At 66.1% G+C, this 19,770-nt stretch carries 16 protein-coding genes; 4 read left to right on the forward strand and 12 right to left on the reverse strand.

Features of this window, described 5'->3' with window-relative positions:
* Nucleotide 1: 1 nt before the first annotated feature.
* The 8 genes from STE01S_RS05005 to STE01S_RS05040 form a co-directional block, all read right to left on the reverse strand.
* The gene (locus tag STE01S_RS05005) at nt 2-1,180 is read right to left on the reverse strand and encodes a membrane dipeptidase (RefSeq protein WP_062765480.1); all 1,179 of its coding nucleotides are present in this window, start codon (nt 1,178-1,180) and stop codon (nt 2-4) included.
* Nucleotides 1,177-2,754: a serine hydrolase gene (locus STE01S_RS05010; RefSeq protein WP_062765482.1), complete on the reverse strand. Its 1,578-nt coding sequence runs from the start codon at nt 2,752-2,754 to the stop codon at nt 1,177-1,179. The genes STE01S_RS05005 and STE01S_RS05010 overlap by 4 nt, the downstream gene beginning before the upstream one ends.
* Nucleotides 2,751-3,887, reverse strand: a complete 1,137-nt coding sequence (locus tag STE01S_RS05015) for a YkvI family membrane protein (protein ID WP_003050360.1) — start codon at nt 3,885-3,887, stop codon at nt 2,751-2,753. Before STE01S_RS05015 ends, STE01S_RS05010 begins: the two co-directional genes overlap by 4 nt.
* Nucleotides 3,887-4,927 carry a DUF1611 domain-containing protein gene (locus STE01S_RS05020; RefSeq protein ID WP_062765485.1) on the reverse strand — a complete coding sequence of 347 codons (1,041 nt, stop codon included), beginning with the start codon at nt 4,925-4,927 and terminating at the stop codon, nt 3,887-3,889. The genes STE01S_RS05015 and STE01S_RS05020 overlap by 1 nt, the downstream gene beginning before the upstream one ends.
* A gap of 20 nt (nt 4,928-4,947) precedes the next feature.
* Nucleotides 4,948-7,134: a TonB-dependent receptor gene (locus STE01S_RS05025; RefSeq protein ID WP_062765488.1), complete on the reverse strand. Its 2,187-nt coding sequence runs from the start codon at nt 7,132-7,134 to the stop codon at nt 4,948-4,950.
* A gap of 4 nt (nt 7,135-7,138) precedes the next feature.
* Nucleotides 7,139-8,293, reverse strand: a complete 1,155-nt coding sequence (locus STE01S_RS05030) for a dipeptidase (protein ID WP_062765490.1) — start codon at nt 8,291-8,293, stop codon at nt 7,139-7,141.
* Nucleotides 8,294-8,380: 87 nt separating this feature from the next.
* Nucleotides 8,381-9,391, reverse strand: coding sequence for a dipeptide epimerase (locus STE01S_RS05035; RefSeq protein WP_062765493.1), 1,011 nt, complete (start codon nt 9,389-9,391; stop codon nt 8,381-8,383).
* Nucleotides 9,391-11,367, reverse strand: a complete 1,977-nt coding sequence (locus tag STE01S_RS05040) for a serine hydrolase domain-containing protein (RefSeq protein ID WP_062765814.1) — start codon at nt 11,365-11,367, stop codon at nt 9,391-9,393. The genes STE01S_RS05035 and STE01S_RS05040 overlap by 1 nt, the downstream gene beginning before the upstream one ends.
* Nucleotides 11,368-11,511: 144 nt before the next feature.
* Between STE01S_RS05040 and STE01S_RS05045 the strand changes: the two genes are divergently transcribed.
* Together STE01S_RS05045 and STE01S_RS05050 are read left to right on the forward strand one after the other, a co-directional pair.
* Nucleotides 11,512-12,135 (forward strand): helix-turn-helix domain-containing protein, encoded by a 624-nt coding sequence (locus tag STE01S_RS05045; RefSeq protein WP_062765817.1) that lies wholly within the window; start codon nt 11,512-11,514, stop codon nt 12,133-12,135.
* Nucleotides 12,128-13,825: an N-acyl-D-amino-acid deacylase family protein gene (locus STE01S_RS05050; RefSeq protein ID WP_062765495.1), complete on the forward strand. Its 1,698-nt coding sequence runs from the start codon at nt 12,128-12,130 to the stop codon at nt 13,823-13,825. The genes STE01S_RS05045 and STE01S_RS05050 overlap by 8 nt, the downstream gene beginning before the upstream one ends.
* Nucleotides 13,826-13,897: 72 nt before the next feature.
* On the opposite strand, the gene STE01S_RS05055 is transcribed toward STE01S_RS05050, so the two are convergent.
* Both STE01S_RS05055 and STE01S_RS05060 read right to left on the reverse strand, forming a co-directional pair.
* Nucleotides 13,898-14,245, reverse strand: coding sequence for an EF-hand domain-containing protein (locus STE01S_RS05055; protein WP_062765498.1), 348 nt, complete (start codon nt 14,243-14,245; stop codon nt 13,898-13,900).
* 131 nt (nt 14,246-14,376) lie between these two features.
* Complete coding sequence (locus tag STE01S_RS05060) at nt 14,377-15,354, reverse strand: NADPH:quinone oxidoreductase family protein (protein WP_062765501.1); 978 nt, start codon at nt 15,352-15,354, stop codon at nt 14,377-14,379.
* 68 nt (nt 15,355-15,422) lie between these two features.
* On the opposite strand from STE01S_RS05060, the gene STE01S_RS05065 reads away from it, so the two are divergent.
* Entirely contained in the window at nt 15,423-15,998 is a 576-nt protein-coding gene (locus STE01S_RS05065) for a glycoside hydrolase family 108 protein (protein WP_003050332.1), read from the forward strand.
* A 56-nt stretch (nt 15,999-16,054) separates the two neighbouring features.
* Nucleotides 16,055-16,468, forward strand: a complete 414-nt coding sequence (locus STE01S_RS05070; protein ID WP_062765503.1) for a holin family protein — start codon at nt 16,055-16,057, stop codon at nt 16,466-16,468.
* 120 nt (nt 16,469-16,588) lie between these two features.
* Here STE01S_RS05070 and STE01S_RS05075 read toward each other — a convergent pair whose 3' ends face one another.
* Nucleotides 16,589-17,077, reverse strand: coding sequence for an SRPBCC family protein (locus STE01S_RS05075; RefSeq protein ID WP_003050328.1), 489 nt, complete (start codon nt 17,075-17,077; stop codon nt 16,589-16,591).
* An 11-nt stretch (nt 17,078-17,088) separates the two neighbouring features.
* Nucleotides 17,089-19,743, reverse strand: a complete 2,655-nt coding sequence (gene alaS / locus STE01S_RS05080) for an alanine--tRNA ligase (protein WP_062765506.1) — start codon at nt 19,741-19,743, stop codon at nt 17,089-17,091.
* Nucleotides 19,744-19,770: the final 27 nt, after the last annotated feature.

Raw genomic sequence — 19,770 nt, forward strand, 5'->3', positions numbered from 1 at the left:
GCTATTTCCCCTGCGCTGCGACGACGCGCAGGATGTTGCCGCTCCACATTTTTTCGATGTCGGCGTCCGAATAGCCCGCCGCCTTCAATCGCTCGGTGACCTTGGGCAGCGCCGAAATATCCTCGATGCCCTTCAGGCCGCCGCCGCCGTCCCAGTCGGCGCCAAAGCAGATATGATCGACGCCGCCGACCTCGATCGCGCGCAGCACCATCTTCATATAATCCTCAAAATCCGCGGCCCACATCGCCTCGGTCTTGTCGAGTTCGCGCCACTGACGCGTCAGTTCCGCCTGCGCTTCGGGCGTCATTTCACCGATATGTTCATATTCACCGAACAGCTTGGCGCGCGCCGGCGACATGTTCATCTCGGACATGAAGATCGTCGAAATGCACATCGCCCCGCCCTTTTCGGCCAGCTTGCGCAGGCGTCCTTCGTCGAGGTTGCGCGGATGGTCGTGCGCCGACCGCAGGCTCGAATGCGACAGCAGGATCGGATATTTCGACAGTTGCAGGATCTGGTCGAAGGTCGCGTCCGACGAATGGCTCGCGTCGATCACGATGCCCAGCCGGTTCATTTCGGCCACCCATTGCTTGCCGAGCGGGCTCAGCCCGTTCCAGCGCGGCTTGTCGGTCGCGCTGTCGGCAAATTCATTGTTCGCCGAATGGACCGGCCCCGCCAGCCGCACGCCCTTGTCATAGAACTCCTGCAACAGCGACAGATCCTCGCCGAGCGGATAGCTGTTCTCCATCGACTTGAAGGCGACGAGCTTGCCTTCGTTGTTCAGCCGCCGCGCATCGTCTGCGGTGCGCGCGGCGCCGATGACGCCGCTGTTGTCAGCGATCATCTTGTCGATCAGGTCGGACCGTTTGCGCGCATGGGCAAGCGCGGCGGCATAGCCCGCCGGGGTCAGCGGCCCCTGTTCGGTGTAGATGGCAAAGAAGCCGCCATCGAGATTGCCGTCGCGCATCCTTGGAATATCGAGCTGCGACAGGTCGGTCGCCAGATCGTGCCGGTCGGCAAAGTTCCATCCCTGCCGCTCGAAATGAAGCGGTGTGTCGAGATGGGTGTCGAGCACCAGCATCCGGCTGTGCAGCGGCGGCGGCGGCGCCTGCGGCTTGTCGCCCGCCGCCGAACAGGCGGACAGCGCGGTGGCAGCGAGCAGAATGGCAATGCGCTTCACTTCTTGTCCTCCACGGGCTTGAGGTCGAGATCCTGATAGTCCCAGCTGAAATCGGCGATCATGCTGACGGGCTTCATCGTCACGCCGGTCACCTTGCCGTCCGCGTCGAGCGCGAAGGTCACATAGGCGGGTTCGATCGCGGGATCGTCGAATTCGGTGACGAAGCTGTCATACTGCCAATGCTTGAGCCGCCCCGCCATGCGCGGGGTCGAGGTGAAGTCGATCGTCAGCCCCTTCGCGCCGTCGGCGATCACGACATCGCCGTACCACGGATCGCGATAGCGCCCCGCATAGCCCGCAGGCTTCAGCGACGGACCGACCTTCGCCGGCGATGCCTTTGCCTGCTTCAGAAATTCGACGCCGCCGGCCAGCCGCGCTTCGAACCAGTCCTGCCATTTCGTCGTCCAGCCATAATCGGGCTGATCCAGATAATGGTCGAGCAGTTCGTAGGTCAGCCCCAGGATCATCCCGCTGTCCTCGCTGTTCATCATGATCGCAAAGCCGACATTCTTGTCGGGAATCATCACGACGCGCGTGATCGAACCGAACACGCCGCCGCTGTGCTGGATGATGCGGTGGCCGCGATAATCCTGCACCTGCCAGCCGAGCGCATAGGCCTGCTGCATCGGCTGCGCGGGTTTCAGGCTGTCAGGCAGTTCGGTGATCGGCATCGGCGTCACCGGGGTCCACATCTGCTTCGCCTGTTCCTCGCTGAACAGCCGTCCGCCGCCAGGCAGCGCGCCATGCGCAAGCTGGATCTTCAGCCACACCGCCATATCGTCGGCGCTCAGCGCCAGCCCGCCCGCCGGCGCCCCGTTGCGACCCAACTCGTCCCGTTCGTCGAGCGCCTGCTGCGGCCCCAGCCCGCGCAGCGCCCCCGACAGGCGCGCGTGCGGCCACGAGCGGTTGGGGATACGGAAGCGATCCTCGCTGTCGCTTGTCGCATTCTTCATGCCGCCGGCGCGCAGCACATGCTCGCGGATGAAATCCTCCCAGCGCTGGCCGGTCACCTCCTCGATCAACTGGCCCGCAACGGCATAGAGGATATTGTCATAGGCATAGGCCGAGCGGAAACTCGTCTTGGGCTTGAGAAAGGCGACGCGCTCGATCGTTTGCTTGCGCGTCAGATAGGTGCGCGGCACGAACATCAGGTCGCCCTGCCCCAGCCCCAGTCCGCTCCGGTGGACGAGCAGGTCGCGGATCGTGATCTCGCGCGTGACCCACGGGTCGTACATGCGGAACCATGGCATATGCTTGATGACCGGATCATCCCACGCGATCTTGCCCTGATCGACAAGCACCGCCAGCGCGGCGGCGGTCATCGCCTTGCCGGTCGATCCCGTCTGAAAGATGGTTTCGGCGTCGACCGGCGCGCTCTCGCCCAGCTTTCGCACGCCCCAGCCGCGCGCCAGCGTCGTCCGGCCGTCCTCGACGATCGCGATCGACACGCCGACCGCGCCGATCTTCTGGCGCAGCGCCTCGACGCTGTCGCCGATGTCGGCGGGCGGCTCGGCCCAGGCGGGCACCGAAAGGGCGAGCATCAGCGATGCCGCCAGCAGACGCGCGGATTTCATGGACGAACCTCCTGCATGGACGAAGGGCCCCGCTTGACGAGGCGATAGGTGCCGATCCCCAGCAGCGGGACGACGTAAACAGCCAGGAACAGCCAGGCGAGGATGCGGTATCCGCTCGCGATCAGATCGACGAGGCCGACGCGCGCCGCGACGAACATGCAACCCGCCAGGATCGCCGCGCCGATCAGCGCGCGTCCCGCGGTGCCAGGCGCCGCGCGACCGCGCGCTTCGAACGCGCCCGCGATCCGTTCGTTGATCGCATGGATCGCCCCCACCCCGCTTTCGAGCAGCGCGGTGAAGATCATCAGCTGGAACAGCAGATGAAAGCCCGGCACCGCCATCTGCCGCAAAAGAAAGTCGGAGGGCAGCGTCTCGTCGCCGATGCCGGGATAAAAGGCCATCATCGCCACGAAGAACAGGATCGCGGGCAGCATGGTCAGCGGCCCGGCGATCGCGCCCGCGATCAGCGCGTCGCGGCGGCTCGTCAGGTGGCGCAGCACCGGCAGCACGACGACCGCCCCGACGATGTTATAGCTCGCATAGGTGATGCCGCCCGCCATCCACCCGTCCGCCGGCGGTCCGGCCGCGGCGAAACCCGCGCCGATACGGTCGCCAAAGCGGGTCAGAGCAAAGAAGAGGAACAGCGCATAGACCGCATAGATCAGCATCGAGGCATATTTGAACAGGCGCTCGACCCCCGCTTCGCCGAACGCGGTCGCGAACAGGATCGCGGCGGCCAGCACGACCGCTCCCATCAGTTCGGGCCAGCCGAAGGTCGCCGCCCCGATCGCACCGGCGGCGGCGCCGAACACCGCGAGGATCAGCACGACGAAGATCAGATAGGCCGCCTCGAACAGCACCCAGCCGGGGCCGAGCAATTGCTGGAAGAAGCTGCGATAGTCGTAGGCGTGCAATTGCCGCGCGAGCGCGAAGGTCAGCGCCGCGACGACGCTCCAGATCAGCGTCGCGAGCAGCATCCCGGCAAGCCCGCCCCACGGTCCGGCCGGCACGAAATATTCGGCCAGTTCGCGGCCCGTCGCATAGCCGCCGCCGATGATGACCGCCTTCAGTGCGAAACCGGGCAGCAGAAAGCGCTGAAACCAGCTCCCTCCGCTGCCCGCCTCGCCCACCATCACGCGAGACAGTTTTCGACGAGCGCCGCGAACGCCGCGCCGCCGCGGATCGGATCGGCGACCGGCAGGCCCAGCCGCGCCGCCTCCGCCGCCATCAGCGCCGCGGCCGCATCGGCATCATAGCTCGAGGTGTTGAGGCTGACGCCGCCGCAGCGGATCGCAGGATTGGTCCGGCTGCCGAGCCGGATCGTCAGGTCGATCACCTCCTCGATGCTCGGCAGGGCAAAGCTTTCCATGCCCAGGATCACCGTGCGCGTCGGATCGTGGCAGACGACGAATACGTCGGGCTGGCTGCCGTGGAGCAGGCCGAGCGATACCGCGGCATAGGCGGGGTTGAAGATCGACCCCTGCCCCTCGATCAGATCCCAGTGATCGGCAGGCGCGTCGGGGCTCAGCATTTCGGCGGCGCCCGCTTCGAAATCCGACACCACCGCATCCATCGGCATCCCGCCGCCCGCGATCATGATCCCCGTCTGCCCGGTGGCACGGAAATCGGCGTCGATCCCGCGCTCGGCAAAGGCGCGGTGCAGCGCCAGTGCGGTATATTTCTTGCCCAAGGCGCAATCGGTGCCGACGGTCAGCAGCCGCTTGCCGCTGCGCTTGCGGCCGTTGCCGATCGGAATCGAAGGCGGCGGGGTGCGAACGTCGATCAGCCGCTGGCCGGTGCGCCGCGCCGCATCGGCGAGCGCGGGGATGCTCGTCAGCCGGACGTGAAGCCCGCTGACGATGTCGAGCCCCGCCTCCATCGCCTCGACGAGCACCGCGACCCAGCTGTCGCCGATGATGCCGCCCTGATTGGCGACGCCGATGACCAGCGAACGCGCGCCCGCCGCCCGCGCCTCGGCCGGCGACAGGCGCGACAGGCCGGTGGTGACGGTGCAGCCGCCGATCGCCCATTCGCCGACGCAGCGGTCGGCGGCCCAGTCGGCAAGGCCAAAGGCGGTCTTGGCATAGCCCGCCTCGGTCGTGTCGCCCAGGAAGAGCAGATAGGGCTGCGGGAGGGTGAGCTGGCTGTCCAGCCGGCCCGTCGGCGCGTTCATCGCTGTCACTCCGCTTTCGTTCAAAAGGCCATGTCGATCGCGACGCCGATTGTGCGCGGCTGCAACGGCGAGATCGACAGGAAGCTCGGCTGGTTCAACCCGTCCGCCATCGTCGAGCGCGCCATCTCGCCCTTGTTGTCGAACAGGTTACGCGCATAGGCGCGCAGCGTCCAATGGCCGTCCCACGTCACCGACGCATTCAGATCGACCGAGGTATAGGGCTCGGCGCGCGCGGTCAGCGGATCGCTTTCGACCAGCGACAGGCGGCTGCTCGCGTGGCGGATGCCGGCGCCGAAGCTGCCCTTGGCGTTGCCGCCCAGCGCAAAGTCGTAGTCGGCGCGCAGCGCGCCGCTGAACTTCGGCACCGCGGGCAAACGGTCGCCCTTCGCCCCGCTGATTTCGGGGACATCCTCGCTCAGCGAGGCGTCGGTGTAGCTGCCGGTCGCGCTGATCGTCAGGCCGGGCGCGGGGCGAAAGGCGATGCTACCTTCGAAACCCTTGCTCGTTGCCTTGCCGCCGTTGGCGCCGCCATTGACCCCGCCGAACGAGCGGACGACCTGAATGTCCGTCCAGTCCATCCAGAAAGCGGCAACGTCGACCGTTACCATCCGATCGGCCAGATCGGCCTTCAGCCCGACCTCATAGTTGGTCATGCGGTCGGCGGAAACCGTCGGCGGCACATTGGGAACGATGACGTTCGGGCCGCCCGGACGATAGCCGGTGGCGACGCGGCCATAGAGCATCGCATCCTTGTTGATATGAAATTGCGGGCTGACCGAAAAGGTCCAGACGCTCTCTGCCGAGCTTCCCGGATCGTCGGCCTGGGGCACGATCGCGCCCGAGCTGATCTGGCGGAACGTCTGCTTGTTGCGCGCCCAGCGCAGCCCGCCGGTCACGTCGAACTGTTCGGCGAGCTTCAGCGTCGCATTGCCGAAGATCGCATATTCCTTGTAGGTCGCGGGCAGCCCGACGATCGCCAGCGGATCGAGCCCGGCGATCGGGTCGCCGCTCATGTCATAGGACCGCACAAGCTGCGCGTTGCTCGTCTTCTCGTCGGTGAAAAAGCCGCCGATCATCCATTCGAACCGCCCGCCGCTTGGCGAGGTCAGCCGGACTTCCTGTGTCCATTTCTTGAGCCCGAGGTCGAGGTAAAAGGGCGTGATGCCGGGATCGACCGCGCCATCGGTCAGCAACGGAAAGAGCACGCCGAAGGCATAGCTTGCATCCTGCACCTGACGGCTCTTCGTCTTGCTGTAGGTGGTCGCAGAGGTCAGCGTTGCCGCGCCGAAATCATAATCGATCGTCGCCGAATAATAATCGAGCGAGATATCATAGGATTCGGGGACATAATTGTTGAACGAATGGCCGTTGCCGAGCCGGTTGCCCGAAAGGTCCGCGGCATAGAGGCCGTTGCCGTCCGAATTGAGCGACTGCCAGATGCCCGCCAGCTTGACGCTCAATTGCGGCGTCGGTTGCCACAGCAGCGCCGCGCGGCCGCCGCGCTGTTCGAAATCATTCTGATCGGTCAGCCCGGCATTGTTGACGCTGTCGACCCAGCCCGGGCTCTTGCGCCAGGCGAAACTGCCGCTGATCGCCAGCGTGTCCTGTGCGATCGGGACATTGACATAGGTTTGCGCGCCCCAGCCGAGACCGCCTGCATCCTTGATCGAAAAGCCCTCGAGTCCGGCGCGAACGCGGAATTCATGCGTGTCGGGCTGCACCGTGACATATTTGACAAGGCCGCCGATCGAACTCGCGCCATACAGGGTACCCTGCGGCCCCTTCAGCACTTCGACGCGGTCGAGGTCATAGGGCATCAGGTCGATGGTGAAGGCGCCCGAGCGATTGTAGATCGCGCTCGATCCGACCGGCGCATCGTCGAGGTAGATGCCGACCGTCTGCGCCGAACTGAGCGGTGCGACGCCGCGCAGCGTGATCGTCGTCTGCCCCGGCGTGCCGCCGTTGCTCACATTCATGCCGGGAACATAGCCGGCATAATCGACGAGCGAGGCCGAACCCTGCTGCTGGATATCCTCACCGCCGACGACGCTGATCGAAATCGGAACGTCCTGCACATTCTGCACGCGCTTCTGGGCGGTGACGACGATCTCGCCGCTATATTCCGCGCCACCCGCTTCCTGCGCCTGCACCGGCATCGCCACCGCGAGCACCATGATGCTTCCCGTAATCCAAAGACCCTGTTTCATCGCCTTACCCCCACACTTGCGCGAGCAGGCGGCGGAAATTGCCCCCCAGCACCGCGCGGATGTTATCGTCCGAATAGCCGCGACGGATCAGTTCCTCGGTCAGGTCGAAGACCTTGAGCGGGTGGTCGAAACCGTCGATGTCGATCTTGTCGCGAAAGGCATAGCTGTCCTTGTAGCTTGCCTTCAGCGCCGCATATTCCTCCGGCGCCATGTCGTCATAGCCGTTGAGGTCGGCGTCGGAGCCGATGCCGACATGCTCGATCCCGACCAGCTTGGCGACATGGTCGATATGATCGGCCATATGGCCGACATTGGTAGGGTCGCTCGCGCGGACGAACATCCGTACCCCGGTGATCCCCATGACCCCGCCCTTGGCGGCGAGCGCCTTGATCGCCTCGTCGGTCTTGACCCGCGGATGATCGACCAGCGCGCGCGCATTGCTGTGGGTAATCGCGATCGGCCCCTTGGCGATCGCGATCGCGTCGAGCGTGGTGCGGTCGCCGCAATGCGATACGTCGATCAGCATCTTCGCCTGTTCCATCGCGTCGATGATCGCGGCGCCATAGTCGCTGACCCCGCCGTCGACCCGGTCGGTGCTGCCCGACCCGATGCGGTTCTGGCTGTTGTAGGTCAGTTGCGCGCAGCGCAGGCCCAGCCGGTGAAATACCGCGACATCCTCGACGCTGTCGAACTGGTCGGCATTCTGGATGCCCATGATGACCGCGCATTTGCGCATCGCCTTTGCGCTGTCGAGGTCATCGACGGCGTCCACGAGCGAAAAGACATGGCCGTTGCGCCCGACGAAGCCCTGCCACCCCGCCATATATTCCATCGCCTGCGCCCGCGCATCGGGACCGCCAAGGCCGAAGCTGTTGTGAAAGCCGGTGATGCCGCTCGCCCGAAACTCCGCCGCCTCGGCATCGCTGAGGCGGTGCGCGATATAATCGGGGGCCATCGTGATCTTGAGCGGCGCGAGCATGTCGATCACCAGCGAGGCGGCAACCAGATCGACCGCGCGCTTCGAATAGCGGCGCGCCGGCGCCGCCGCGAAGGCATAGGCACCGCGCCCGATCATCGGCGCTGCGATCGTCGCAGACAAGGCTGTCCCGACCGCGCCCGCCACAAAGGCGCGGCGCGTCGCCGGGAATGACGCGGTCATTCCACCCTCCACCTCAAGAAAATTTCATTTTCAAGACTATTGTCCTAATCAGAAAATTGTCAACCCATTTAGGACAGGAAAATTATATCAGCCGCCACCCCACAGGCTCGGCGGACAATGGATCATGCCGTCGCGATAGGTGACGCCGGGCTCGCGGTCGCGCGCGAGGAAGGTCGGTCCGTCGAGGTCGACGATGTCGCAGAGCTGCCCCACGAGGTAGGATGGCGCCATCGACAGGCTGGTGCCCATCATATTGCCGACCATCACGTCGAGCCCCAACCGCCGCGCCTGCCGCGCCATCGCCAGCCCCTCGGTCAGCCCGCCGCACTTGTCGAGCTTGATATTGACGACGTCGAAGCGCCCGACGAGCGATGCGGTGTCGGCGAGCGACAGCGCGCTTTCGTCGGCGACGAAGGGCAAGGGCCGCTTGACACCGTCGAGGTCGGCCTCGCGCCCGCGCCGCAGCGGCTGTTCGAGCTGCGCGATGCGGTGCGCGACGAGCAGCGGCAACAGATCGCCCAGCGTGGCGCGGTCATAACCCTGATTGGCATCGACGCCGATCCACGCATGCGGCCGCGCCGCGCGGATCGCGGCGATGCGCGCCGCATCAAGGTCGACCTCGCCCGTCAGCTTCACCTTCACCGGCGCGTGCGGGTCGATCGCCAGCGCGGCGGCCGCCATCGCTTCGGGGCTGTCGGCGCCGAGCGTCAGCGTCGAGCGCAGCGCGCGCGGCGGGTCGAGCCCGGCCAGTTCCCAGACTGGCTTGCCCGCGCGCCGGGCCTCGATATCCCAGAAGGCGCAGTCGATCGCGTTGCGCGCGCCGCCGGGGGGCATCAGGTGCTGCAGATCCGCGCGCGTCGCGCCACCTTCGATCGCGGGCCGCACCCGCGTCGCTTCGGCGAGCATATGGTCGATATCGTCGCCGAGGTAATAGACCCCCGCCCCCTCGCCGCGGCCCTCAAAGCGGCCGTCGGACAGGGTGGCGACGAGCAGCGCGGTCTCGGTGAACTCATGGCCCGCGATGCGGAACGGCTGGTGATAGGGAAAACGCTCGACCCGAAGGTCGAGCGTCAGTCCGGTCATGACATCGGCCGTCATCAGTAGACCATGCCGAAGCCATAGAGGTGGAAGTGCAGCGTCACCCAGACGAGCACCAGCGCCGACAGCAGCAACAGCACCGCCCCCAACTTCATCGTCCAGCGGCGCTTGTCCTTGATGCACAGCCACAGGTGCCAAGCGCTCGTTGCCAGAAGCCCAAGGCTGGCGATCGGCGTCAGTACGCGCAGCAGGATGATCAGCCAGTCGAGCGGACCGCCGACGCTGCCGATGTCGCCCGAGAAGGTGGCGATGAACATCGCCCATCCGGCGACTGCCGCGATGACGAGCCACGCGAACAGCCGCGACAGCCGCCAGGCGCGCCGTGCTTGGCCTTCGAGCGCAAAGGCCGCGCCATAATTGCGGCGAACCAGCGCGCGCACCGGCCATGCGAGCGCCGCGAGCAGCACGAGCAGCAGCGCCGCGATCAGCGCCGGGTTCAGCCAGGCGACATTCTCGCCCGCCGGGGCGGGCCAGAAGACCATGAACGGCGATGCGGCATCGAGGCTGACGCGCACGACGCGTCCGTCCTTGACCTCGGCAGCGAGCCGTTCGCCGGTGCCCGTGTCGCGCCACACAAAGGGTTCAACCTCGACCCAGTCGCGCGGTCCGGCGCTCAACCCGTCGAGCGCCGGCATCGCGATCTTGCCGTCGGCCCCGACCACGATCTGCGCCTGGCCGAGCAGGCCGAACAGGCTCATGAAATTGGTGAAGGACCCGCGGCTCGACACATAATGGCCGGCCAGCATCGCGGCATGGTCGCGCGCAGTCTTTTCATCGACCTGTCCGGGCTTGGGCGTGCCGGGCAGATAGCGGTCGGCGAACTGGTGGAACAGCGCGCTGCGGATTGCGCCCGCTGCGCCTTCCTTGCCGGGGCTGTTCATCGACACGAACAGGCCGATGTCCGAATCGGGGAACAGCCACAGATAGCTGTGGAACCATTCGGTGTCGCCGCCGTGCGCGATAGCGCGATGCCCGTTGACCCATTGTTCGTAGAAGCCGAGCGCCATGCTGTTGAGCGGGCCGACGCCGGGCGCCTTGTAATCGTGCATCAGCTTCGCCGTCTCGGGCTTCAGCAGCACGCCGCCGTTGTTCAGATGCGCCATCATGAACTTGCCCATGTCGCCGCCCGACGCCGACAGGCTGCCGGCGGGGGCCGGCACGACGATTTCGAAGGGCTTGGCCTTGTCGGTCATCACGCGGTAGCCGCTCGACATGAAGGGCGCGAGCGCGGCCGGCAGCGGCTGGCGGAAGCTCGCATATTTCATGCCCAGCGGCGCAAAGATGTGCCGGTCGATATAATCATCGAACGATTCGCCGCTGGTGCGCTGAACGATGTATCCGGCCAGCGCGGTCGCATAGTTGGAATAGGCGGGCGTGCTTCCCGACGCAAACACCCGCGCGGGCAGCGCTTCGCGCGCATAATCCTTCAGCGGCATCACCGCCTTGGGATCGCTGCTGATCAGATAGCGGATCGATTCTTCAAAGCCCGCGGTGTGCGTCATGATATTGCGCAGCGTCACCGGCTTGCCCTCGAAGGGCGGAATCTTGAAATCGAGATAGGTGTTCACATCCTTGTCGAGGTCGAGCTTGCCGGCTTCGACAAGCTGCATCACGGCGGTCCAGGTAAACAGCTTGGACACCGAACCGGGGCGGAACAGCGTCGTCGCGGGATCAACCGGCTTGCGCGACGCGACATCTGCAAAGCCATAGCCCTTCTGCAGCACCGTGCCGCCGCCGCGCACCACGACGACAACCGCACCGGCAACCTCGCCGCGCGCGAGCGCATAGGGCATGAAACCGTCGAGCCACGCCTCGACATCGGCGGCGTCGAGCTTGGCTGCGCCCGCAGGCGGCGGCGGCACGGCCGACGCCTGCTCCGCCGGCTTGGCGGCGATCTGCTGCACCGGCCCCTGCGCGGCCAGCGGGACGGCCGCCAGCACTCCCAATCCTATCATCAGCTTGCGAAGGAAACGCATCGCTTTATCCCCCTTATCCGGCGCGCCGCGCGACATGCTTGCAGCGAGCCGCGAGACGCCTTACCAAGGGTCAGCAATAATTGACCCAATGCGGACATAATGATCCTGATTGGAAAATTGTCAAATGAGGAATGGACCGACCCGATGACATCCCGATCGAATCCCCCGACGCTCGGCGAGGTCATGCGGGGAATTCGCACCCGAAACGGCTGGACGCTCAAGGAAATGAGCGCGCGCTCGGGCATCCCGGTATCGACGCTGTCGAAGGTCGAACATGACCGGCTGACGCTCAGCTACGACAAGCTGCAACAGCTCAGCCAGCGGCTCAACATCCGCATGTCCGACCTGTTCGCCGAAGATGCGGGGGACAGCGCGCCGCGCGTTACCGGCCGGCGCAGCGTCGGCACGATCGACACCGCGGTTCGCGTCACCACCGACAATTACGACTATCATTATCTCTGCACCGACCTGCGGCAAAAGCGCATGATCCCGATCATCACGCGCATCCGCGCGCGCAGTGCGAGCGAATTCGGCGAGCTCGTCCACCACCAGGGCGAGGAGTTCATCTATGTCATCGAAGGGAGGATCGAAGTGCACAGCGAATTCTACGATCCCGTGGTCCTCGACGCGGGTCAGGGCATCTATATCGATTCGTCGATGGGCCATGCCTATGTCGTTGCCGACGGCTGCGACGAGGCGCTGGTCCTCGGCGTCTGCTCGAGCGCCGACGAAGGGCTCATGGATTCGCTGATGAGCCTCCATGCATAGGCGCTCGCCTTTCGTCGCGGCGCTGCTCGCCAGCTCGCTGCTCCTTTCGGCCTCGGCCGGCGCGCGCGGCGCGGCCCCTGCCTATGACGTCGTCATCCGCGGCGGCACTATCTACGACGGTTCGGGCGCCGCCCCCGTCGTTGGCGATATCGCGCTGAAGGGCGACCGCATCGTCGCGGTCGGCACGGTCGCGGGCAGCGGCCGGACCGAGATCGACGCAAAGGGCATGGCCGTCGCGCCCGGCTTCATCAACATGCTGAGCTGGGCAACCGAATCGCTGATCGCCGACCCGCGCAGCCTCAGCGACATCCGCCAGGGCGTGACGCTCGAAGTGATGGGCGAAGGCTGGTCGATGGGCCCGTTCAACGCGACGATGAAGGCGCAGGAGACCGAGCGTCAGGGCGATATCAAATATGACATCAGCTGGACGACGCTGGGCGATTATTTCGCCTATCTCGAAAAGCGCGGCATTGCGCCCAATGTCGCGAGCTTCGTCGGCGCGGCGACGGTGCGCGTGCACGAACTGGGCGAAGGCGATGTCGATCCGACCCCCGAACAGCTCGCGCGGATGCGCGCGCTCGTCCGTCAGGCGATGGACGAAGGCGCGCTGGGGGTCGGCAGCTCGCTGATCTACGCCCCCGGCTCCTATGCCGAGACCGACGAACTCGTCGCGCTGACCAGCGAGGCGGCGCGCTGCGGCGGCATGTATATCAGCCATATGCGCTCGGAGGGCGACCGGCTGGAGGAAGCGGTCGACGAACTGATCGCCATCGCGCGCCGGTCTGGCGCACCCGCCGAAATCTATCATCTCAAGATGGCGGGCCGCGCGAACTGGGACAAATTCGCGCCCGTCGTTGCGAAGATCGAGGCGGCGCGCGCCGCGGGAACGCGGATCACCGCCGACATGTACACCTATACCGCGGGCGCCACCGGGCTCGACGCCGCCATGCCGACCTGGGTTCAGGCGGGCGGGCTGGAGGCGTGGATCGAACGGCTGAAGGACCCGGCGATCCGCGCCCGCGTCGCGGCCGAAATGAAAAAGCCGGGCAGCGACTGGGAAAATCTCTACATCGGCGCGGGTGCCGACAAGATGATCCTGACCGGCTTCAAGAATGACGCGCTCAAGCCGCTCACCGGCAAGACGCTGGCCGAAGTGGCGGCGATGCGCGGAAAATCGCCCGAGGAAACCGCGATGGACCTCGTCGTCGAAGATGGCTCGCGCGTCGGGACCGTCTATTTCCTGATGTCGGAAGACAATGTCCGGCGCCAGGTCCAGCTTCCCTGGATGAGCTTCGGCTCGGATGCCGCGTCGCAGGCAGCCGAAGGCGTGTTCCTGAAATCGGGCGCCCACCCGCGCACCTATGGCAATTTCGCCCGCCTGCTCGGCCGCTATGTTCGCGACGAAAAGCTGATCCCGCTCGAAGAGGCGGTGCGGCGGCTGACCTCGCTCCCCGCGGGCAACCTCAACCTTCAGGATCGCGGCGCGCTGCGCCCCGGCTATTTCGGCGATGTCGTGATCTTCGATCCGGCGACCGTCGCCGATCGCGCGACCTTCGAAAAGCCGCACCAATATGCGACCGGCGTGCGTGATGTGTTCGTCAACGGTACCGCGGTGCTGCGCGGCGGCGACCCGACCGGCGCGACCCCGGGCAAGGCGGTACGCGGATCGGGCTGGAAACGCTGCTCCTGATCGCGCGCGTTGACCGGCGGTAATTGACTGGCGGCGGCCGAAGCCGCCGCCGGCCCGTTCAATTCTGTCCGTTCAATTGGATTCGCTCTGATCGGCGCCGTCGGCGGGCGCTTCGGGCGGCGGGGCGGCGGCGCGCGCCTTGCGCATCGCTTCCATTTCGGCCTTGTCGACGAAGCCGTCGCCATTGGTGTCAAGACGCTTCATCAGCGCATCGACCCGCTCGGGCGTCGCCATCGATGGCTCGCCCATGCGCTCGGCGCGCATCTGCATCATCCTGGCGATCTCATCCTTGTCGAGCTTGCCGTCGCCATTGGCATCCATCATCGCGAACATGCGTTCGCCATTATGCGCCGGCGGCTGCGCATGCGCGGCCGGAATCGCGAGCATCAGCGGCGCAGCAATCGTCAGAAATTTTCTCACATGTCGTCCTTCACTATGGGCGGCAAAGCGCCGGGCACCCCGCGGCTCAATGACCCATCGATTGTCGCAAAACTATATCAGTTGCGCCGTGGTGCCGCAGTCGCGGGCCAAAGCGCCGCCGCGCCCGCTCGTCAGGGCGTCAGCACGACCTTTCCCACCACTTCGCGCCGTTCGAGCATGGCAAACCCCGCGCGCCAATCGGCAAGGTCAAGCGCGGCGTGGACATGCGGGCGGATCGCTCCGCTCTCCGCCAATGCATCAATCGCGGCGATATTCTCTGCCCCGCGCTCAGGAAAGCGGCGGCCATATTCGCCCGCGCGCACCCCGACGACCGAAAAGCCCTTGATCAGCGGCATATTGACCGAAATCTCGGGAATCCGCCCCGACGCAAAGCCGACAACCAGCAAGCGGCCGCCAAAAGCGATGCAGCGCGTCGATTCGTCGAACACATCGCCGCCGACCGGATCGAAGATGACATCGGCGCCCTTCCCTCCCGTCAACGCCTTTACCGTCTCGCGAAAACCCGGCGCCGCCTCGATCACCGCCTCGGGCGCGTAAAGCGCGGCGATGGCATCGCGCTTCGCGGCGCTGCTCGCCACCGCAATCACCCGCGCGCCCAGCCCGCGCGCCAGATCGACCGTCGCCAGGCCCACGCCGCCCGCCGCGCCGTGGACCAGCACCCAGTCGCCGGGCGCGACCGGCGCGCAGCGGACGAGCGCGACATAAGCCGTCAGATAGGCGACCGGACAGGCCGCCGCCGCCGCCCAGTCGAGCGCGGCGGGCTTGCGCCGCAGCGTCGCCGCCGGGACGATGCAATATTCGGCCATTGCGCCGAAACGATTGCCGCCGATCACCGCATCGCCGGGCGCCCAGCCTTCGACGTCCGCACCCACCGCGTCGACCTCGCCCGAAAACTCCAGTCCCGGCACGAAAGGCAGGTCGGGTTTGAGCTGATAGGCGCCGCGCGTCATCAGCAGGTCGGGAAAATTCACCGCCGCCGCGCGCACCCGTGCCCGTACCTCGCCCGGCCCGGGTTCGGGCACCGGCAGGTCTGCGATCGCGCAACCCGCGTGATCGGGGGCCAATCGGCTCACTTGCAGCGCGCGCATGAAAATCCTTTCCTACAATATTCCAATATGGTTCGTTTTGATATCTCAATGAACCACAGGAGCGAATCATGTCCCTTGCCGACCTGCCCCGCCTTGCCATCGACGCGTTGATCGATGCCGTCATCGACCGCGAAGGCGGATATGTAAACCACCCCGCCGATCGCGGCGGTCCGACGCGCTGGGGGGTCACCGAGGCGGTGGCGCGGGCGCAGGGCTATGCGGGGCCGATGCGCGATCTGCCCCGTGCCGAGGCGGCCAACATCTATCGCCGCATCTATTGGCTGCGCCCCGCCTTCGATCGTGTCGCGGCGCGCGCGCCGCGCATCGCGGCCGAACTGTTCGATACTGGCGTCAACATGGGGACGGCGATCGCGACCGGCTTTCTCCAGCGCGCGCTCAACGCGCTCAACCGCACGGCGCGCGACTATCCCGATATCGCCGTCGACCGCGCCATCGGCCCGCGCACGCTGTCGGCGCTCGACGGCTTTCTGAAGGCGCGCGGCAAGGGCGGCGAAACCGTGCTGCTGCGCGCGATGGAGGCGCTGCAGGGCGAACGCTACATTGCGCTCGCCGAACGGCGGCCCAGCCAGGAGGCCTTTCTCTATGGCTGGCTCGCCAATCGAATCGGCGACGCAAACTCCTGATTCCAAACACGACCTGGTGACAAGTTTGACAAGTTAAGGACGAAAGGAACGCCAATATGAGCATCATCGAAGGCCTGATCGGCCCCGTCGCCAAGCTGATCGACAAGATCATCCCCGACCCCGAAGCACGCGACCGCGCCAAGCTCGAACTGCTGAAGCTCGAGGGCAGCCAGGAAATGGAGGCGATCAAGACGCGGATGACCGCGATCGTCGCCGAGGCGAACAGCACCGACCCCTGGACCAGCCGCGCGCGGCCCAGCTTCCTCTACGTCATGTATACGCTGCTTCTGTGGGCGATCCCGATGGGCCTGATCGCCGCGACGCGCCCCGACATGGCAAGGGGCATCGCAGAGGGCATGAACGCCTATCTCGCCGGCATCCCCGAACCGCTCTACGCGCTCTTCGGCACCGGCTACCTCGGCTATACCGCTGCCCGCGCGTGGGGGAAAGCGAAAGGGGTGGAGGGCTGAACCTTTCCAGGCCCTACTCTTAATTGTGTGTCCCCGCGCAGGCGGGGACCCATCTCCCGCCGGCTCGTAATTGCACTGCCGGATGATGGATCCCCGCCTTCGCGGGGATACAGGTCGCTATTAACTGGCCGCTCTTTCTTCCACCACCGCCGCCAGCTTCGCCAGCGACGACGTCAGCCCCGCCTCATGGTCCTTCGCCGAAATCCCCGGCGGCACATGATGCGCATCGACCGTGACCAGCGTCCCGCCGCCCTTGCGCGACAGATACCAGTGCATCGCCATTGTGCCCGAAAAGCGGGGATCATCCGACACGAATTCGACCTCCCACACGATCAGCCGCCCGTCATCGAGCACCGGGATGTGCACCGCGACCAGATCGCTGTCATCGTCGCTCTTGGTCTCGACATCGGGGTCGTCGAAGGTCAGGCGCAGGCGGAACCCGCCGCCCTCGCGCAGATCGCTGTGCTCGAATTCGCCCGTCGCGCCCTCGGGCGGTAGCCAGCGCGCCAGTTTTTCGGCGCTGGTAAAGGCCGCGAACACATCGACCAGCGGCGCCGCGATCAGCCGTTCGGCATGATCGGTGCGCCGCGTCTTCTTTGTCGGTTTCACGTCCGACCGTTTCAGGCGAGCGCGGCCTTGACCGCCGCGATGGCTTCGTCCGCCGCGCCGCCGTTCGGGCCGCCGCCCTGCGCCATGTCGGGACGGCCGCCGCCGCCCTGCCCGCCGAGCGCCGCGACCGCGGCCTTGACGAGATCGACCGCGCTATGGCTGCCCGTCTTGTCGTCGGTCACGCCAACCGCGACCGACGCGCGGCCATCATTGACCGCGACGAGCATCGCGACGCCGCTGCCGACCTGTTTCTTGAGGCCGTCGACCGTGCCGCGCAGTTCCTTGGGATCGAGCCCCTCGACGACCTGCGCCAGAAAGGCGACATCGCCGACCTGTTCGACCGCCGGACCCGCCGCCGCTCCGCCGGCCGCACCGCCGCCGCCAAGCGCCAGCGCCTTCTTCGCGTCGGCCAGCTCGCGTTCGGCCTTCTTCAGCGCCTCGGCCATCGCGGCAACGCGCGCCGGCACCTCGTCGGGCGAGGTCTTGAGCGCCGCCGCCGCCGACTTCAGCGCCTCGTCGCGGCCCAGCAACCACTGGCGCGCCGCCTCGCCGGTCAGCGCCTCGATGCGCCGGACGCCCGACGAAACCGCACTTTCGCTGATGATCTTGAACAAGGCGATGTCACCCAGCGCACGCACGTGCGTACCGCCGCACAGTTCGACCGAATAGCTATGCTCGCCGCCCTTGCCCATGCTGAGCACGCGCACCTCGTCGCCATATTTCTCGCCGAACAGCGCCATCGCTCCCGCCGCGATCGCATCCTCGGGGGTCATGAGCCGCGTCGAAACGGGTTCGTTCGCCCGGATCTGCGCATTCACATCGGCTTCGATCTGGACGACTTCCTCCGGTGTCAGCGCCTTGGGGTGCGAAAAGTCGAACCGGAATCGGTCTTCGGCAACCAGGCTGCCCTTCTGCGTGACATGCGCGCCGAGCCGATTGCGCAGCGCGGCGTGGACAAGGTGCGTGGCGCTATGATTGGCGCGGATGCGATCGCGGCGCGCGGCATCGACCGACAGATGCACCGTGTCGCCGACCTTCAGCCTGCCCGCCTCCAGCGTCGCCTGATGCGTGTGCAGCCGGCCCAGCGGCTTGCCGGTGTCCTCGACATTGGCCTTGGCGCCTTCCAGCGTCGTGATCGTTCCCGCATCGCCCATCTGGCCGCCGCTTTCGCCATAGAAGGGCGTCTGGTTGGTCAGCACGACGACCGTGTCGCCGGCTTCGGCGGCCTCGACCGGCTGGCCGTCCTTGACGATCGCGATCACCTCACCCTCGCCCTCGGTCGAGGTGTAGCCGGTGAACTCGGTGCTGCCGTTGGCTTCGGCAAGGTCGAACCAGATTTCGTCCGACGCCTTTTCGCCGCTGCCCTTCCATGCCGCGCGCGCCGCCGCCTTCTGCTGCGCCATCGCCGCATCGAAGCCCGATCGGTCGACTGCAATGCCCTGCGCGCGCAGCGCATCTTCGGTCAGGTCATAGGGAAAGCCGAAGGTGTCATAGAGCTTGAACGCGACATCACCGGGCAGCGTCGCGCCCTTACCCATGCCCACGGTCGCCTCGTCGAGCAGCCGCAGCCCCTTGTCGAGCGTCTGGCGGAACTTGACCTCCTCACGCTCCAGCGTCTCGGCAATCAGCGCCTGCGCGCGGATCAGCTCGGGATAGGCCGCGCCCATCTCGGTCGTCAGCGCCGGGAGCAGCCGGTACATCAGCGGATTCTTGGCGCCGAGCAGGTGCGCGTGGCGCATCGCACGGCGCATGATCCGGCGCAGCACATAACCGCGCCCTTCGTTCGACGGCAGCACACCGTCGGCGATCAGGAAGCTCGATGCGCGCAGATGGTCGGCGATGACACGGTGACTTGCCTGGCTTCCGCCCGCGGCGGCAACGCCGGTCAGGTCGACCGACGCGGCGATCAGCGCCTTGAACGTGTCGATGTCGTAATTGTCGTGGACGCCCTGCATCACCGCCGCGATGCGTTCCAGCCCCATGCCGGTGTCGATGCTCGGGCGCGGCAGGTCGACGCGCTGCCCATCCGGCATCTGCTCATATTGCATGAACACCAGGTTCCAGATCTCGATGAAGCGGTCGCCATCCTCTTCGGGCGATCCCGGCGGGCCGCCCCAGATATGGTCGCCATGGTCGTAGAAGATTTCGCTGCACGGCCCGCACGGGCCGGTGTCGCCCATCGACCAGAAATTGTCGCTCGTCGGGATGCGGATGATCCGCTCTTCGGGAAGGCCCGCAATCTTGCGCCACAGGTCGAACGCCTCGTCGTCGGTGTGATAGACGGTCGCGGTCAGCTTGTCGGCGGGCAGGCCCCAGGTCTTGTGAACCAGCGTCCAGGCATGGTCGATTGCCTGTTCCTTGAAATAGTCGCCGAAGGAGAAATTCCCCAGCATTTCAAAGAAGGTATGATGCCGCGCGGTGTAGCCGACATTATCGAGGTCGTTGTGCTTGCCGCCTGCGCGGACGCATTTCTGCGACGACGCGGCCGTGCTGTACGGACGCTTCTCCAGCCCGGTGAAGACATTCTTGAACGGCACCATGCCCGCGTTAACGAACATCAGCGTCGGGTCGTTGAACGGCACCAGCGGTGCCGACGGTTCGATATGGTGGCCGGCCCCGGCAAAATAGTCGAGGAACGAGCGGCGGATGTCGTTGGTCGATGTCATGCGCGCGATCTAGTGCCGGATCGTCCG

This window comes from Sphingopyxis terrae subsp. terrae NBRC 15098 (assembly GCF_001598815.1).
GTDB lineage: Bacteria > Pseudomonadota > Alphaproteobacteria > Sphingomonadales > Sphingomonadaceae > Sphingopyxis > Sphingopyxis terrae.

What these genes read in the sequence shown, in the direction of transcription:
- STE01S_RS05010 (WP_062765482.1), bottom strand. Translation starts at nt 2,754, where the DNA reads ATGAAATCCGCGCGTCTGCTGGCGGCATCGCTGATGCTCGCCCTTTCG.
- STE01S_RS05015 (WP_003050360.1), bottom strand. Translation starts at nt 3,887, where the DNA reads ATGGTGGGCGAGGCGGGCAGCGGAGGGAGCTGGTTTCAGCGCTTTCTG.
- STE01S_RS05020 (WP_062765485.1), bottom strand. Translation starts at nt 4,927, where the DNA reads ATGAACGCGCCGACGGGCCGGCTGGACAGCCAGCTCACCCTCCCGCAG.
- STE01S_RS05025 (WP_062765488.1), bottom strand. Translation starts at nt 7,134, where the DNA reads ATGAAACAGGGTCTTTGGATTACGGGAAGCATCATGGTGCTCGCGGTG.
- STE01S_RS05030 (WP_062765490.1), bottom strand. Translation starts at nt 8,293, where the DNA reads ATGACCGCGTCATTCCCGGCGACGCGCCGCGCCTTTGTGGCGGGCGCG.
- STE01S_RS05035 (WP_062765493.1), bottom strand. Translation starts at nt 9,391, where the DNA reads ATGACGGCCGATGTCATGACCGGACTGACGCTCGACCTTCGGGTCGAG.
- STE01S_RS05040 (WP_062765814.1), bottom strand. Translation starts at nt 11,367, where the DNA reads ATGCGTTTCCTTCGCAAGCTGATGATAGGATTGGGAGTGCTGGCGGCC.
- STE01S_RS05045 (WP_062765817.1), top strand. Translation starts at nt 11,512, where the DNA reads ATGACATCCCGATCGAATCCCCCGACGCTCGGCGAGGTCATGCGGGGA.
- STE01S_RS05050 (WP_062765495.1), top strand. Translation starts at nt 12,128, where the DNA reads ATGCATAGGCGCTCGCCTTTCGTCGCGGCGCTGCTCGCCAGCTCGCTG.
- STE01S_RS05060 (WP_062765501.1), bottom strand. Translation starts at nt 15,354, where the DNA reads ATGCGCGCGCTGCAAGTGAGCCGATTGGCCCCCGATCACGCGGGTTGC.
- STE01S_RS05065 (WP_003050332.1), top strand. Translation starts at nt 15,423, where the DNA reads ATGTCCCTTGCCGACCTGCCCCGCCTTGCCATCGACGCGTTGATCGAT.
- STE01S_RS05070 (WP_062765503.1), top strand. Translation starts at nt 16,055, where the DNA reads ATGAGCATCATCGAAGGCCTGATCGGCCCCGTCGCCAAGCTGATCGAC.
- alaS (WP_062765506.1), bottom strand. Translation starts at nt 19,743, where the DNA reads ATGACATCGACCAACGACATCCGCCGCTCGTTCCTCGACTATTTTGCC.